Source organism: Streptomyces hygroscopicus subsp. hygroscopicus, from assembly GCF_001553455.1.
Lineage (GTDB): Bacteria > Actinomycetota > Actinomycetes > Streptomycetales > Streptomycetaceae > Streptomyces > Streptomyces hygroscopicus.
The window spans coordinates 1-15,459 of sequence record NZ_BBOX01000267.1; the positions used below are offsets into that span (position 1 = coordinate 1).

Sequence of the window (15,459 nt, forward strand, 5' to 3'; positions counted from 1 at the left end):
GCCGAGGGTGCGGCGAGCACGGCGGGGGTGGTCACCAGTGCGACCACTGTCGCGCAGCGCGCGATGGTGGCGAGGGAACGGGGGTGCACGGATCCTCCAGCTCGTTGATGAGCGTTTACCTCGGGTACACCCAGCAGGACCGGTGGCGTCGCTGCGGGGTTGTACCGCCCATCCCAGGAATTTCCCTAGTCCGCCCCGTTCACGTCGTTCACGTAGCGCAACACACCCATCATGTGCGTTTCGTCGATCTCCTCCGTGGATGTCGCCGCGCACTCCGCCAGCCGCTTGGTGACGGTGTCGGCGTCGATCCCGGTGCCGATCAGCACCAGCTGGGTGACGCGGGGCTCACCGCGCTCCCAGGGCGACGGCTCGAAGCGGAGGTAGGAGCCCACCGCGTGCAGTCCGAATTTCCGCTCCCGGCCCGCTCCCGCGAAGTGCAGGAACCCCTTGACGCGGTACAGGCCCGCCGGGCGGCTGTCGAGGAACTCCATCACCCGGCGCGGGTGGAGCGGCTCGGCCGAGGTGAACTCCACGCTCTGGTACGCGGCGTGCAGATGGTGACCGTGGTCGTGGCCCTCGGCGCACACATCGGCGAACGACAGCTGCCGGAAGCGTTCCCCGGCGGCCTCGCGGGGCCGGTGGTCGAAGAGGACGGCGGGGTCGACGCGCCCGTGCGCGGCGGTCAGGACCGGCGTACCGGGGGCGAGGTCCTGGACGGTCGCCAGGACATCCCGCCGCTCCTCCTCGGTGACGCGGTCGGTCTTGTTGAGCACCACGAGGTCGGCGGCGCGGACGTGGCGGTCGAGTTCGGGGTGGCGGGCGCGGGTGGCGGGGAACTCCGCGGCGTCCACGACCTCCACCAGCCCGCCGTAGACGATCCGCTCATTGGTGCTGGACAGCAGCGTACGGATCATGCTCTGCGGCTCGGCGAGGCCGCTGGCCTCGATCACCACCACATCGATGCGCAGCTCCGGATCGGTGAGCCGGCCGAGCATCTCGTCCATCTCGGTGGCGTCCGCCGCACAGCACAGACAGCCGTTCTCGATCGGAATCATCGAATCGACCTGCCCGGCGACGGCCAGGGCGTCGATGTTGATGGATCCGAAGTCGTTGACGATGACGCCGATCCGGGTGTCCGCGCTGTCCCGCATCAGATGGTTGAGCATCGTGGTCTTCCCCGAGCCCAGGAAACCCGTGATGAGGACGACCGGAATCCGTTGTGTGGCCAAGGCTGCGTCTCCGTGCGGCGGATCGTTGGGTTCGCGGGCGGACCGCTCATGCTATCCGGCCACGGCCCGGCCGGCTCACCCCAGGGCACTCGCCGACGCCCTCCCCCGGCAGCCGCCGCCGCTCACCCTCCCGCGGCCCCGTCCCACCGCTCATGCGTGAACCGTGGTCCGCCGCACCGGAGTGCGGCGGACGGACGGTCCCGTTCCTTCCGGCGGCCCCGTCAGGGGATGTCCACTCCCGCCTCGGCCGAGAGGCGGTCGATCTCGGCCAGCTCGGCGTCGCTGAAGCCGGGCGAGTCCAGCACCGCGATGTTCTGCTCCAGCTGGGCGACGCTGCTGGCACCGATCAGCACGGAGACCACCCGAGGGTCCCGCAGCACCCAGGCCAGCGCGAGCTGGGCGAGGGTCTGGCCGCGCCCCCGCGCGAGCTTGTTCAGGGCGTGCAGCAGGGCCAGCCGCTCCTCGGTGAGGGTCTCGCGCTTGAGGAAGTGGCCGAGCGCCATGCGCGAGTCGTCGGGCACCCCGTGGAGGTAGCGGTCGGTGAGCTGTCCCTGCGCGAGCGGCGAATAGGCGATGACCCCGACGCCCGCGTCGGCCGACGCCCGGAGCACCCCGCCCTCCACATCGCGCTGGAGGATGGAGTACGGATGCTGGTTGATCAGGTACGGGGTGCGCAGGTCCGTGAGGATCGCGGCGGCCTCGGCGATCGCCTCCGGCGGGTAGTTGGACAGGCCCGCGTACAGCGCCTTGCCCTGCCGCACCGCGCTGTCCAGCGCGCCCATCGTCTCCTCGAGCGGGGTGTCCGGGTCGAAGCGGTGGGAGTAGAAGACGTCGACGTAGTCCAGGCCCGTCCGGGACAGCGACTGGTCGAGGCTGGCGAGGAGGTACTTGCGCGACCCCCATTCGCCGTACGGCCCCGGCCACATGAGGTATCCGGCCTTGCTGGCGATGAACAGCTCGTCGCGGTAGGAGCGGAAGTCCTGGGCGAAGACGGAGCCGAAGTTGGTCTCGGCGCTGCCCGGCGGCGGACCGTAGTTGTTGGCCAGGTCGATATGGGTGACGCCGAGGTCGAAGGCGCGGCGCAGCACCGCGCGCTGGGTCTCCAGCGGGTGGGTGTCGCCGAAGTTGTGCCACAGCCCGAGTGAGACCTTCGGCAGCAGCACACCGCTGCGCCCGCAGCGCTGGTACTGCATGGAGTCGTAGCGGTTCTCGGCGGCGAGGTAGACCATGTGCGTCGTCCTTGTCCGTACGTGCGGTCGGGGGCGGGCGGACCGTGGCACGGCCCGCCCGCCAGAGCTTGTCAGCTTCTGGCCAAGGTGGCGACCTCATTCGCGGTCAGTGTTCTGCCGTAGACCCGGAAGTCGTCGAACGCCGCCTTGAGGTACGGGTCCGGGTACTGCGACCTGCCGAGGTAGCCGGCGCGGATGTGGTTGCCGAAGTGGGCGGGCTCGACGGTGACGGCGGTGTTGCGTCCCACCTCGCGTCCGTCGGTGTAGAGGACGGCCGTGCCGCTGCCGTAGGCGACGGCCACGTGGACCCACCGGCCGGTGGGCAGCGGGTCGGCCTCGATGCGCTGTTCGGCTCCGCCGCCGCCCGCGGTGATGGCGAAGCGCAGCTTCCCCGAGTCGGCGGCGGGGGTGAGGAACATGTTGGCGGTGACACCGGTGCCGATGTCGAAGATCCGGGCCCAGGTGGCGGGGGTGCCGTCCAGCCGGACCCAGGTGGCCAGGGTGTACGCGCCGGCCCCGGTGAGGACGTCGTCGGCCAGGGTGACATGGCCGTCGGTGCCGTTCAGGGCGACCGCTCGTGTGCACCGCGAAGGTACCGGCACTTTCGGGGAAGTCAACAGCCCTCGGCACCGGCGGTGCGCGGTCGATCAGCCGCGCCGCCACCGCCGTGGGCGCCGCCGGTGCGCCGCTGCCGGCGCTCGCCGGGGTCCGGTGGCATGCGGAGGGCTCACGGGGCTCCCGCGGTTTCTTCAGCCCCGCCTGCCCGGCGTAGAAACGCTCGAATACGGGAGCCTCACAGGGCTCCTGCGGTCCGGGGCCATCGCACGTGCCCGGAGGTCAAGGGGCGGGTTGACTTCCGGCAGCCCCTGGAGAGGGTGCGAAGGCTGCGGCAGCCGAGGAGCCCTGGAAGACGCGCGACGGCGCGGCGAGGGGGCGGTTGCCGTGGCGCGGGACGGCGGTCGGTCAGACGAAAGTCTGGCGCTGCAGCCAGAGGTCCCTGGCGACCCCGCTGCCCTGGACGAAGACGTAGAGCAGGTTCTCCTCATTGGGGACGGGGACGGCGACACCCGCGGAGCCGACGACCCCGCCCAGGGACTGGAAGCCGTTGTAGAGGTCGCCGTTCTGCGTGGCCTGGACCGCGACCCACAGGGCGTTGTCGGTGGCCTTGACGAAGACGTTGATCCGGCCGTCCTGGGCGAGGCCGCAGGTGGGCCGCCAGACGATCTGCCCGCCCAGTTGCGCGGCGGCGCCGAAGGTGTCGTAGTCGATGTTCTGCCCGACGCGCCAGACGGCGGCGTCCGAACCCCGGTAGAAGATCTGCGCCCGGCCTGCCGCGTCCAGGCACACCGACGGGCGGCTGGTGATGTTGGAGGCGTGCAGGGTGTACGCCTCCCATGCGGCGGAGTTCGCACCCTGCTGCTGAATGGTGTAGAGGGTGTCGCTCGTGCCCTTGACCGCCACCACGAGCCGTCCCCCTCCGTCCAGGACCGGCGAAGGGGTGGCGCGGATGACGCCGCCCAGCGACACCGGGCTCGTGTACGTGGTGTACTGCGGGTCCTGGTGGCGGATGTACCACAGGGCCTCGTCCGCGCCGGGGAAGAACACATAGACGCGGCCGTCGGCGCCGAGTGCCGCGGCCGGGTCGTCTCCGATGCCGGTGACCAGGGTCTGGGGCGGTCCGTACCCGGAGTTGACGGCGGTCTGGGTTATCACCTGGAGGTTGTTGCCCGGGGTGCGGTAGAAGACCCGGATCCTGCCGTCCTTGCCCCGGACCGGCGCGGGGATGCCGTCGACGGAGACGCCCGGGTACTGCTGCCACGGCCCCCAGCTCCCGTCGCGGGCCTCCACCCTGCTCCACAGGACGTTCGACCCGCCCCGGACGAAGACCTGCACCCGGTCGTCGGCGAACGAGACCGGGGCCGGCTCGGAGTGGATGCCGCCTTCCAGGTTGATCCAGGTGCCCCAGACGGTGCCGGGCGTGGTGGAAACGGCCATGAGAGGACCTCCCTCTTCTCGTGAGGCCGGAAGGGCGCACGGATACACCGTCAGTTCCCGGGGAAAGCATGGCGGATACCCGAACACAGCAACATGTACGGATATGACCGACTGATGACTTTCAGAGGCGCATATCGGATTGAACATGCTCACTTGCTGGGGAGTTGCGCCGGGCGAGGCCCTGGACTGCCACCCGGCGTTGACCTTCTCCAAGGGGGAAGCCCCAGCATGCATGGTGGCCGGGCGAGGCGCCCGGCGACGAGGAGGGCGGGCATGGAGCTGCTGACGATCGGCGCGTTCGCGAGGGCGTCGCGGCTGTCCCCCAAGGCGCTCCGGCTGTACGACGAGCTCGGGCTGCTGCGGCCCGCCCGCGTCGATCCGCACACCGGATACCGCCGCTACGATCCGGCACAGCTGGAGCGGGCCCGTCTGGTGGCGTGGCTGAGGCGGCTCGGCATGCCGCTGGCGGACATCCGCGCGGTGTGCGAACTCGGCCCGCAGACGGCGGCGCGCGAGGTGCGCGCCTACTGGGCGCGGGTCGAGGCCGACACCGCGGCCCGGCGGGACCTGGCCGCCTTCCTCGTCGACCATCTGTCCGGAAAGGACACCACGATGTCTGCTGCCCACAGCACCCTGCGCATCCGCTACGCCGTGCTCTCCGACACCGGCTCGGTCCGGGAGAGCAATGACGACGCCGGCTACGCCGGTCCGCGCCTGCTCGCCGTGGCCGACGGCTTCGGGGGCGGCCGGCACGCCAGCGAGGCGGCGATCGAGGCGCTCAAACCGCTGGACGCCGGCGTCCCGGGCGGGGAGCTGCTGAGTGCGCTGGAGGACGCGGCCCACCGGGCCCGGGAGTCGGTGTCCGCGCTCGCCGCCTCCGATCCCGCGCTGCGGGACGTCGGGACGACGCTCACCGCGATGGTGTGGTCGGGCTCCCGGCTGGGGCTGGTCCACATCGGCGACTCGCGGGCCTATCTGCTGCGCCACGGTGAGCTCTTCCAGATCACCCATGACCACACCGTGGTCCAGTCGCTGATCGACGAGGGGCGGATCACCGAGGAGGAGGCCGCCTCGCACCCCCAGCGCTCGCTGCTGCTGCGGGCCGTGGGCGGCGATTCGGCGTTCGAGCCGGACCTCGCCCTGCGGGACGCCCGTGCCGAGGACCGCTATCTGCTGTGCTCGGACGGGCTGACGGGGGTCGTGCCCGCCGGGGAGATCCAGCGCGTCCTGGCCTCGGCGGCCGACCCGGGCGGGGCCGTACGGGAGCTGGTGGCCCTCGCCATCCGCGCGGGCGGACCCGACAACGTCACCTGCGTGGTCGCCGATGTGGCCGAACAGGCGGCGCTGACCTCGGCATGAGCCATCGCCGTGCCCGTCCACCCCGCACACCGTGACCGTTTGTCGAAGTTTGTTGAATCGTGTGTGCAAAGCCTTGTCGGCCGGAGAAAAGCCTCCATATGCTCGCGATGGAAACCGGTTTCCACTGCTGACGACCGGGAGTCAGGCATGCCCGGCGGCGCGGCACGAGGGGGTAGGCGGATGTCCACAGGTCCGATCCGGCTCTCACCGGCAGCGCACACCGCGCTCCGCCCGGCCACCGCGGCACGGATCACCGGGGGGTTCTGGGCGGCCAGACGCCGTGTCAACGCCGAGGTGAGCCTTCCCCAGGGGCCGGACCGGCTGGAGCGGGCGGGCAATCTGGCCAATCTGCGGGCCGCGGCGGGAGCCGCGCCGGCGGAGTCCGGTTTCCGGGGCGACTTCCCCTTCCAGGACTCCGATGTGCACAAGTGGCTGGAGGCGGCGTCCTGGCAGCTGGCGGACGGTGGTGAGGGACCCGCCGCGAAGGAGCTGTCCCGGCAGGTGGAGCGGCTGGCCGGGATGGTGGCGGCCGCGCAGGCCGAAGACGGCTACCTGCAGACGCACTACCAGCTGGGGCCGGACGCCCGGCGGTGGACCGAACCGCACTGGGGGCACGAGCTGTACTGCGCGGGCCATCTCCTCCAGGCCGCCGTCGCGCACCACCGGGCCACCGGCCGGGAGGAGTTGCTCGAGGTGGCGGTGCGGTGCGGCGATCTCGTCGATGCCACGTTCGGGCCCGGCAAGGACGAAACGGTGTGCGGACACCCGGAGATCGAGACGGCGCTGGTCGAGCTGTACCGGGAGACCGGTGAGCGGCGCTATCTCGATCTGGCGCGGTACTTCGTGGACCGGCGCGGACAGGGCAGCCTCGGCGACGGCCCGGAGGACCGCTCGGCCGGCCCCCGGCCCGGGGCGGCCTACTGGCAGGACCACGTGCGGCTGCGCGAGGCGACGGCGGTCGCCGGGCACGCGGTGCGTCAGCTCTACCTCCTGGCCGGAGCCGCCGATGTGGCGGCGGAGACCGGCGACACGGAGCTGCGGGACGCGCTGGTGCGGCTGTGGGAGGACATGGCCGCGACCAAGACCCATCTGACCGGCGGGGTGGGGTCGCGGCACGAGCTGGAGTCCTTCGGGGACGCGTACGAGCTGCCGCCGGACCGGGCGTACGCGGAGACCTGCGCGGCCGTCGCCGCCGTCCACTTCGGATGGCGGATGGCGCTGCTGACGGGAGACGCCCGCTACAGCGACCTGGTGGAGCGGACCCTGTTCAACGGCTTCGCGTCGGGGGTCTCGCTGGACGGCGAGCGCTGGCTCTATGTGAATCCGCTGCAGGTGCGCCAGGACGGGGCGAGCGGTCAGGCCACCGCCACCGATCAGAGCACCCACCGGACGCCGTGGTTCCGGTGTGCCTGCTGTCCGCCCAACGTGATGCGGCTGCTGGCCTCGCTGCCGCACTACATGGCGAGCGGCGACGCCGGGGGGCTCCAGCTGCACCAGTACGCTTCCGGCTCGTACGAGGCGGGCGGCGGGGCGGTGCGGGTGGGCACCGGCTACCCCTGGGAGGGGCGGATCGCGGTGGTCGTGGACCGGGCCCCCCGGGACGCGGACTGGACCCTGTCGCTGCGCATCCCGCACTGGGCGGCGGCGTACGAGGCCACGGTCGGCGGGGAGCCGGTGGCCGAACGGGCCGAGAACGGCTGGCTGCGGCTGCGGCGGCGGTGGCGGCCCGGTGAGACGGCCGTGCTGAGCCTGCCGCTGGACGCCCGGCTCACCCGGCCCGATCCGCGGGTCGACGCGGTGCGCGGCTGTGCCGCGATCGAGCGCGGCCCGCTGGTGTACTGCCTGGAGCAGCCCGATCAGCCCGCCGGGCTGCGGCTGGACGACATCGCCCTCGCCCCCGGCGCCGCGCTCGGCGCGGAGCACCGGCCGGAGCTGCTCGGCGGGGTGACCGTGATCACCTCCCGGGCCCTGCGCCGTACCGCCCCGCGCGACGGCTGGTGGCCGTACCGGGACGGCGGCGAGGGCACCGGCGGGGACACCGGCGGCGCGGAAACCGCGGCGCGGGTCCCGGTGACGGCGATCCCGTACTACGCGTGGGCGAACCGCGAGCGCGGCGCGATGCGGGTGTGGATCCCGGTGTAGCCCGGCACGGCGCCGCCGGAACCCCGCGACGGCCCCGCACGTTCACCCCCCGAGGAAACTGCTCTTGTGCCCGAGGGGCACCGGCGGACGGGAGGTGCCCCGTGAGCACCGGATCCACCCCACGAGGGGACGACGCCGAAGGCTGGGACGACGTCGTCCTCGACGAGGACTTCATACGGGGCGCCGAGGTCTCCGAGCCCGCGGCGCGCACCCGGATGCTGACCGCGCGGTGGCGGCGCGGGGCGCCCGAACCCCAGCCCTGGCGGGCGGACGAGCCGCCGGCCGGCTGGTTCTGGAGCAAGCGCCGCAGACGGCGCCGACGGCGCTGACCTCGCCCTCCGTTGCCCGGTCGGCCCGGCCCCCACACGGGTGCGCACCCCACTACCGACCGGCTTACCCGACAGGGCGCACCGCACCGGAGGCCGCGGGCAGCACGTCCACACCGCCCACATCCCACTGGTCACCCGGACACCGACGGCCCGGCCCCCACACGGGTGCGCGCCACGCTACCGACCGGCTGACCCGGCAGGGCGCACCGCACCGGAGGCCACGGGCAGCACGTCCGCACCGTCCGCGGGGACGCGTTCGCCGAAGGCGCCCGCCGTGGGCCCCTGGCCGTGGGCTCCGTCCCGGGCGGCCGTCCGGCCATCGCCGGGGGCGGGTGCCGGGGACGGTGGCAGGGCCAGGACGCACGGCCGGACCGTGGCCGTGCCGTGCCGCCCTTCCCGGGCGGCGGAACCACACGGAGCGGGCAGGGCGTGCCGCCCCGGCCCCGGGGTCTTCCCGGCGACTTGAGGCGGCCTTACGGTAGAGGCCGGTTGCTGCCCGGCGAGGGTTCCGCGGGGTGGTCGCAGAAGGGGAGTCTCGATGGCTCGTACCTGGGGATCGACGGGCCCCGCACCCGCGGCCGCCGACCGGGAGGGCGGGGCGGCCGCGACCGGGCACCCCATCGGGCCGGCACACCGCCGGATCGCGGTGGTCGCCAGGCCCCGGGCGGGCGGTGCGCGACGGTGGCCGGGCCGCCGGGTACCGGTCGGCGATGGCGGCGGCCGGGTTGCCGTCGCCGTCCGCCTGGGCGTGCCACGGCGGCATCGGCGAGGCGCGCCCAGGCGGACGGCACCGGATGGGTGCGCCGCCGGGTCCGCCGGATCCGCCCACGGCCGTCTTCGTCCGCTCCGGCCGGATGGTGCTCGGTGTGTACCAGGCGGTCACGGGGCGGGCCCCGAGGGTGCCGCCGGACATCGGCGTCGTGGGCTCCGACGATCTGCCGCGGGCCCGCTGGATCACGCCCGCGCTCACGACGGTCCGTCAGCCGCTGCCGGAGACGACGGGCGCCGCACCGCGCCGCGCACGCTGCCGCGGCTGATGGCCGGCGAGGTGCTGGGGGCCATCCGGACCGGGCCGTCCGCCCGGCTCATGATCCCGTCCGGTACCACTCCCCCGCCCCGCACTCCGTCGTGACCGAGGAGTCGAACTCCGGCCGGGTATCCGGACGATCCCGCGTCGCCGGCCCTGTCCCCCACCGCTGACCCGCCGTCCCTTCACCGCACCGATCGCTACGGAGGTCCGCCCACCGTGTTCATCGACCTGCCCCTCGAGCAGTTGCGCAGCTACCAGCCCCCGCTGCCCGAACCGGACGGCTTCGACACCTTCTGGAAGCGGACCCTCGCCGAGGCCCGCGCCCGCGCGCTGGACGCGGTGTTCACCGCGACCGACGCCGGGCTGACCCGTCTGCACACCTATGACGTGGAGTTCTCCGGTTTCGGCGGGCACCGGATACGCGGCTGGCTGCTGGCCCCGCGGGACGTGGCGGGCCCGCTGCCGTGCGTGGTGCAGTACCTCGGCTACAGCGGCGGCCGGGGGCTGCCGCACAACTGGCTGCTGTGGCCATCGGTGGGCTACGCGGTCTTCGTGATGGACAGCCGGGGCCAGGGATGGGTCCAGCACCTCCCCGGCGCCACCCCCGATCCGGTCGGCGGCACCGGGCCCGAGACGCCGGGCAAGCTGACCCAGGGCGTCCTGTCCCCGGACGACTACTACTACCGCCGGCTCTACACGGACGCGGTGCGGGCGGTGGAGGCCGCCCGCGCGCATCCGCTGGTGGACACCGGGCGGATCGTGGTCAGCGGGGGCAGCCAGGGCGGCGCGCTGGCCCTGGCGGCGGCCGGGCTGGTGCCGGATCTGGCGGCGGCGCTGGTGGACGTGCCGTTCATGACGCACATCCGGCGCGCGGTCGAGATCACCGACGCCGACCCCTATGGTGAGCTGGCCCGGTTCTGCGCGGGCCAGCGCCATCTGGTGGAGCGGGTGTTCGCCACCCTCGACCACTTCGACGGGCTCAACTTCGCGGCCCGCGCGAACGCGCCGGCGCTGTTCTCAACCGCCCTGCGGGATGAGATCACCCCGGCTTCCTGCGGCTTCGCCGCCTACCACCACTACGCCGGTGAGAAGGACATCAAGGTGTGGTCCTTCAACGGCCACGAGGGCGGGAGCACCCATCAGCAGGCCGAGCAGATCGCCTTCCTGCGGGGGCTGTTCGGCTGAACCGGGGCGGCCGGTGCCGGGGCCCGGGGCCCCGGCGGTCCTGGTCTGCGCGGCTGAGCCATGCCGCGGGCCGATGGCGGGGCCGGGGGCGCCCGGGAGCGGGGCGGGCCGCGTTCCGCCGAGCCGGTCCCCCGGCGCCGCTCACTCCGGACAACGGGGCACCCCGGCGTACTCGCCGACGCCACTCGGGGCACCGGGGGCAGGGCCGTCGACAGACGGGTTCGGGTCGCTCCCCGCGCGGAGCAACCGGGACGGCGGCCACGATCCGGCTCGAAACCAAGGCCGCCCCCGACACCGGCGAGTCCCTGGCCGCAACCGGAGCGAGCCACTTCGACCGCATACCCACGCCGTGGACGCAACCCCGCGCTTCTCGCCGGAGCGGCCAAAACCATGGCACGTAACCGCCACCGGGCGTGAGCCATGGAGGTGGGATTAGAGTGGAAGAGTCACCGCGCGGTCGTCCGTCACCGGTCGATGAACGGATCGAAATCATGGCCAAAGCGACCAAGACAGCCACTCCCACCAGCGCGGACGCCCGATCGGCGGATGCGGCCGAGCGGAGAGCGCCCCAGGGGCCCCGCGCCGCGGCCGCACGCGTCCAGTCGCGCCATTCGGTGACCGTCGACCTCGCGGGGCGGCAGCTGGAACTGCCCTCGAAGGAGCAGCTCACCTTCCTCGCGGGCCTCGGTCTGCTCGCCGCACTCGAGATCATCGAATGGCCGGTCGCGCTGGCGATAGGGATCGGACACGGGCTGGCCCACAGCCAGCACGGCGCGGCACTGCGCGACTTCGGGGAGGCCCTGGAAGAGGCGTGACGGGCCGCCCCGCCCCTGCCGCCCCACCCCGGTCCTGCCCGGCATCGGCTCGAGACGTGTGGATCACATGACGGACCGCACACCGCATCCACCGGATCACCCCGCGATGATCGTTCCGGTCGGACACGTGGAGCCCGTGGCGCGCCGCATCCGCGGCTATGTCGCCGGGCACCCCGTCTTCGACACGGTACGGGCCCGCTACGTCTGGCTCTGGCCGGGCTATCCGCAGTACTGCGTCCCTTCCGAGGACGTCGTCGAGGGGGCACTTGCCGATGAGGGCCGGCGCCTGGCGCTGAGGGTCGGCGGAGCGCGCCGCCAGACCCTCCGGATGGGCTCGCTCACCCGCCCGGGCGCGGCCTGGGAGTGGGCCGGCGACGCGCCCTCCGGCATCGTCGGGCACGTGACCTTCCGGTGGGAGGCCATCGACGCCTGGTTCGAGGAGGACGAGCAGGTGTTCGTCCACCCCAGGAACCCCTACACCCGCGTGGACACGCTCCGGTCGGGGCGCGGTGTCCGCGTCATGCTGGACGGCACCGTGCTGGCCGATGCGCCGTACTCGGTGATGGTGCTGGAGACCGGGCTCCCCACGCGCTACTACCTGGACCGCTCGTACCTCGACTGGACGCGCATGCGGCCCACCGGCACCGTCACCAGCTGCCCGTACAAGGGACGGACGAGCGGCTACTGGGCCGTCCGGACCGACCGGGCCACCTATCCGGACATCGCCTGGTCCTATGACGTCCCGGCCCCGGAGGTGACCCCCATCGCGGGGCTGGTCGCCTTCCACAATGAGAGGGTCGATCTCTGCCTCGACGGGCAGCCGCTTCCCCGCCCCGCGCCGGTCAGCAGGGCGATCTGGGAGAGGGAACACCGCTAGGCGGGGCTTCCTGGGGCACGCGGCGCACCGGCGCCCCCGCGGCCGTGCCGGTCCGACCGTCCGAAGCACCACCCCATCCCCCCAAGGCGCCGATCCGTCCGCCCGAAGCACCACCCCATCCCCCCCCCCCAGGGCGCCGGTCCGCCACCCCGTGGCCGGGTGCGCGGATAGACTTGACGCTCCATCAGTTCGCTCCGTCGGTGGACGAGCCACCGCAGCCGCACCCGTGATCCACCAGCGCCACCGGCGGCCCTCGTCCGCCTCCTCGGTGTCAGGTCACCGCACGCGCACACCCAGGCCCACGAGAGGAGAACCGCCCATGAAAGCGCACCGCCGCACCAGATGGCTCACGCTGCCCGCCGCACTCCTGCTCGCCCTGCTCCCCACCGGCGCCTCGGCCTACCCCAACCCCGGCCTGGTCACGGGCGACACCGTCGTCCACGACCCGTCGATGATCCGCGCCACCGACGGCACCTATCTGCTCTACTCCACCCACGGCGGCCTGGAGGCCCGCACCTCCACCGACCGGATCGCCTTCACCCGCTCGGGCAGCGCCTTCACCACCCCGCCCTCCTGGTGGAAGACGTACTCCGCCGACAACGACCCCTGGGCGCCCGACATCTCGTACCAGGGCGGCAAGTACCTGATGTACTACGCCGTCTCGTCCTTCGGCTCCAGCAACTCCGCCATCGGCGTCGCCGGCTCCGCCAGTGGCAGGGCCGGGACCTGGACCGACTACGGCATCGTCCACTCCACCACCGGGAGCAGCGGCTACAACGCCATCGACCCCAACCTCTTCGTCGACAGCGACGGCAAGTGGTGGCTGTCGTTCGGCTCGTGGTGGTCGGGGCTGAAGATGATCCGCCTGGACCCCTCCACCGGTAAGCAGTACGCGGGCGACAGGACCGTCTACAGCATCGCCTCCCGGCCCGCCGGCACCAAGGCGATCGAGGGCCCCGCGGTGGTCAAGCGCAACGGTTACTACTACCTGTTCGCGTCGTACGACACCTGCTGCGCGGGCGCCGGCTCCACGTACAAGATCAAGGTCGGCCGCGCCACCAGCCCCACCGGGCCGTACTACGACAAGAACGGGGTGAACATGCTGGACAACGGCGGTTCCCCGGTGCTGGAGTCGCACGGCCGCTACATCGGTCCCGGCGGCCAGTCGGTGATGAGCGACGTCGACGGCGATCTGCTCGTCTACCACTACTACGACGGCCAGGACAACGGCACACCGAAGCTGGGCGTCAACCTGCTGAGCTGGACCGGCGGCTGGCCGACCGCCTACTGAAGCCCTGCCCCGCCGCGGGTTCCGCGCGCCCGCCGGTCCCCCAGCCCTCCGGCTCCCTCCCCGTGGCGCTGGGAGGGAGCCGTTGTCCGTACCGGAAGGGTCACTTGACGCCGATGTGCGCTCCGGGCCCGAGCGGCAGATCCGCGCCGTAGAAGATGCCGAGGATCACCAGCCACACCGCCAGGAACGGCACCACGAAGATGGCGAGCCGGGAGATGAGGGTCCCCAGACGGGCTTCCGGTTCGTACTCGCGGGTCCAGGACCGGCGGGGCCGGGGATCAGGCCACCGGGGCCGGGTAGGTCGGGTACTCCACCCCGGAGATGTACTGGACGACGCGGATGACCTGGCAGGAGTAGCCGAACTCGTTGTCGTACCAGAGGTAGAGGATCGCGTTGTCGCCCTCGACCTTGGTGGCGCCGGCGTCGACGATCGAGGCGTGGCGCGAGCCGATGAAGTCGTTGGAGACCGCGTCGGGGGCGCTGGTGAAGTCGATCTGGCGCTTGAGCGGCGAGGTCAGGGACACCTCGCGCAGGTAGTCCAGGACCTCCTCGCGGGTGGTCTCGCGGGCGAGCTGCAGGTTGAGGATGGCGATCGAGACGTCCGGCACCGGGACGCGGATCGAGCTGCCGGTGATCTTCGCCCGGAGGTCGGGCAGGGCCTTGGCGACGGCGGAGGCGGCACCGGTCTCGGTGATGACCATGTTGAGCGGCGCGGAGCGGCCGCGACGGTCGGACTTGTGGTAGTTGTCCAGCAGGTTCTGGTCGTTGGTGAACGAGTGGACGGTCTCCACATGGCCGCGCAGCACGCCGTACTCGTCCGCCATCGCCTTCAGCGGCGGGACGATCGCGTTGGTGGTGCAGGAGGCGCAGGACAGGATCCGCTCTTCCGGCTTGACCGTGTCGTGGTTGACGCCGTGGACGATGTTGGGGACGTCACCCTTGCCCGGGGCGGTCAGCACCACCTTGTCGATGCCGGGGCGCAGGTGCTTCGACAGCCCTTCGCGATCGCGCCACTTGCCGGTGTTGTCGATGAGGATGGCGTCCTTGATGCCGTACGCCGTGTAGTCCACCGAGGTCGGGTCGTCGGCGTAGATCACCCTGATCTCGTTGCCGTTGGCGACGATCGTGCTGGTCGCCTCGTCAACGGTGATCGTGCCCTGGAACTGGCCGTGGATGGAGTCGCGGCGCAGCAGCGAGGCGCGTTTGACCAGGTCCTCGGCGGCCCGGCCGGCGCCCCCGCGGACGACGATGGCGCGCAGCCGCAGGCCGTTGCCGGAGCCCGCCTTCTCGATGAGCAGGCGGGCCACCAGCCGGCCGATCCGGCCGAACCCGTAGAGGACGACGTCGCGCCCCTCACGGCATTCGATCTTGTTGGCGCCCGTGGCACCGGCGACGGACCGGGCGGTGAACTCCTCCACCGACAGACCCCGGTCGTCGGCCCCGTAGGTCTCGGCGAGCATGCCGATGTCGATCTGGGAGGGGCCGAGGTCGAGCGTGGTGAGCGCCCGCAGGAAGGGCAGGGTGTCGGTGACCGAGAGTTCCACACCGGCGATCTGGCGGGCGAACCGGTGGGTCTTGAGGATGCTGACGACCGACTTGTTCACCAAGGAACGGCTGTGCAGCAGAACGGTGACGTCCCGCTCCCGGTGCAGCTTCCCGATGAGGGGGATCATCGACTCCGCGATCTCCTCGCGGTGCTTCCAATTGGTGAACGAGTCCTCGTTGAGCGTCACTGGTTTCTCTTTCGAGCTAGGCGGCGCTCATATGCTAACCCCCACGTCAGAGCGGTCTTCAGGCGGTGCTACCGAAGCGTGCCGCCGCGCCCGGCGGGCCGCGCCAACGCCGCGCCGGGCAGGGCGCGTTCCCGGAAAGTCCGGTCCGCCCCGCGGCGCCCGGCAGGTGCGCGTCGCCGGGATCGTCCGAGCAGGCCCACGACGAGGACGGCCCCGCGGCCCCTCCGCCCCGCCGCCCTCCGCCC

General features: G+C 72.4%; 13 protein-coding genes. 8 read left to right on the top strand and 5 right to left on the bottom strand.

Features of this window, described 5'->3' with window-relative positions; genetic code table 11:
* Positions 1 to 185 precede the first annotated feature (185 nt).
* The 4 genes from AXW62_RS25620 to AXW62_RS25635 form a co-directional block, all read right to left on the bottom strand.
* A complete protein-coding gene (locus tag AXW62_RS25620) occupies positions 186 to 1,229 on the bottom strand; it encodes a CobW family GTP-binding protein (protein ID WP_060946582.1) in 1,044 nt (347 codons plus the stop codon).
* A 221-nt stretch (positions 1,230 to 1,450) separates the two neighbouring features.
* Positions 1,451 to 2,458: an aldo/keto reductase gene (locus AXW62_RS25625; RefSeq protein WP_060946583.1), complete on the bottom strand. Its 1,008-nt coding sequence runs from the start codon at positions 2,456 to 2,458 to the stop codon at positions 1,451 to 1,453.
* A gap of 71 nt (positions 2,459 to 2,529) precedes the next feature.
* Positions 2,530 to 3,060 (bottom strand): LamG domain-containing protein, encoded by a 531-nt coding sequence (locus AXW62_RS25630; protein WP_060946584.1) that lies wholly within the window; start codon positions 3,058 to 3,060, stop codon positions 2,530 to 2,532.
* Positions 3,061 to 3,421: 361 nt separating this feature from the next.
* Positions 3,422 to 4,453 carry a PLL family lectin gene (locus tag AXW62_RS25635; RefSeq protein WP_060946585.1) on the bottom strand — a complete coding sequence of 344 codons (1,032 nt, stop codon included), beginning with the start codon at positions 4,451 to 4,453 and terminating at the stop codon, positions 3,422 to 3,424.
* A 273-nt stretch (positions 4,454 to 4,726) separates the two neighbouring features.
* Between AXW62_RS25635 and AXW62_RS25640 the strand changes: the two genes are divergently transcribed.
* The 8 genes from AXW62_RS25640 to AXW62_RS25675 all read left to right on the top strand — a co-directional run bounded on the left by AXW62_RS25640 (position 4,727) and on the right by AXW62_RS25675 (position 13,481).
* Positions 4,727 to 5,812 (top strand): MerR family transcriptional regulator, encoded by a 1,086-nt coding sequence (locus AXW62_RS25640; protein WP_060946586.1) that lies wholly within the window; start codon positions 4,727 to 4,729, stop codon positions 5,810 to 5,812.
* A gap of 180 nt (positions 5,813 to 5,992) precedes the next feature.
* Entirely contained in the window at positions 5,993 to 7,954 is a 1,962-nt protein-coding gene (locus tag AXW62_RS25645) for a glycoside hydrolase family 127 protein (protein WP_060946587.1), read from the top strand.
* A gap of 101 nt (positions 7,955 to 8,055) precedes the next feature.
* On the top strand, positions 8,056 to 8,283 hold the full coding sequence (locus tag AXW62_RS25650) for an SGM_3592 family protein (protein ID WP_060946588.1): 228 nt from the start codon (positions 8,056 to 8,058) through the stop codon (positions 8,281 to 8,283).
* Positions 8,284 to 8,993: 710 nt separating this feature from the next.
* Positions 8,994 to 9,320, top strand: a complete 327-nt coding sequence (locus tag AXW62_RS25655) for a substrate-binding domain-containing protein (RefSeq protein ID WP_252368723.1) — start codon at positions 8,994 to 8,996, stop codon at positions 9,318 to 9,320.
* A 209-nt stretch (positions 9,321 to 9,529) separates the two neighbouring features.
* On the top strand, positions 9,530 to 10,498 hold the full coding sequence (locus tag AXW62_RS25660) for an acetylxylan esterase (protein WP_060946590.1): 969 nt from the start codon (positions 9,530 to 9,532) through the stop codon (positions 10,496 to 10,498).
* Between the two features lie 491 nt (positions 10,499 to 10,989).
* Positions 10,990 to 11,313, top strand: a complete 324-nt coding sequence (locus AXW62_RS25665; RefSeq protein ID WP_060946591.1) for a hypothetical protein — start codon at positions 10,990 to 10,992, stop codon at positions 11,311 to 11,313.
* A 106-nt stretch (positions 11,314 to 11,419) separates the two neighbouring features.
* On the top strand, positions 11,420 to 12,190 hold the full coding sequence (locus AXW62_RS25670; RefSeq protein ID WP_252368725.1) for a DUF427 domain-containing protein: 771 nt from the start codon (positions 11,420 to 11,422) through the stop codon (positions 12,188 to 12,190).
* A 319-nt stretch (positions 12,191 to 12,509) separates the two neighbouring features.
* A complete protein-coding gene (locus tag AXW62_RS25675; protein WP_060946593.1) occupies positions 12,510 to 13,481 on the top strand; it encodes an arabinan endo-1,5-alpha-L-arabinosidase in 972 nt (323 codons plus the stop codon).
* A gap of 278 nt (positions 13,482 to 13,759) precedes the next feature.
* Here the strand turns inward: AXW62_RS25675 and AXW62_RS25680 are convergent, their stop codons facing one another.
* Positions 13,760 to 15,214: a glyceraldehyde-3-phosphate dehydrogenase gene (locus AXW62_RS25680; RefSeq protein WP_060946594.1), complete on the bottom strand. Its 1,455-nt coding sequence runs from the start codon at positions 15,212 to 15,214 to the stop codon at positions 13,760 to 13,762.
* Positions 15,215 to 15,459 lie beyond the last annotated feature (245 nt).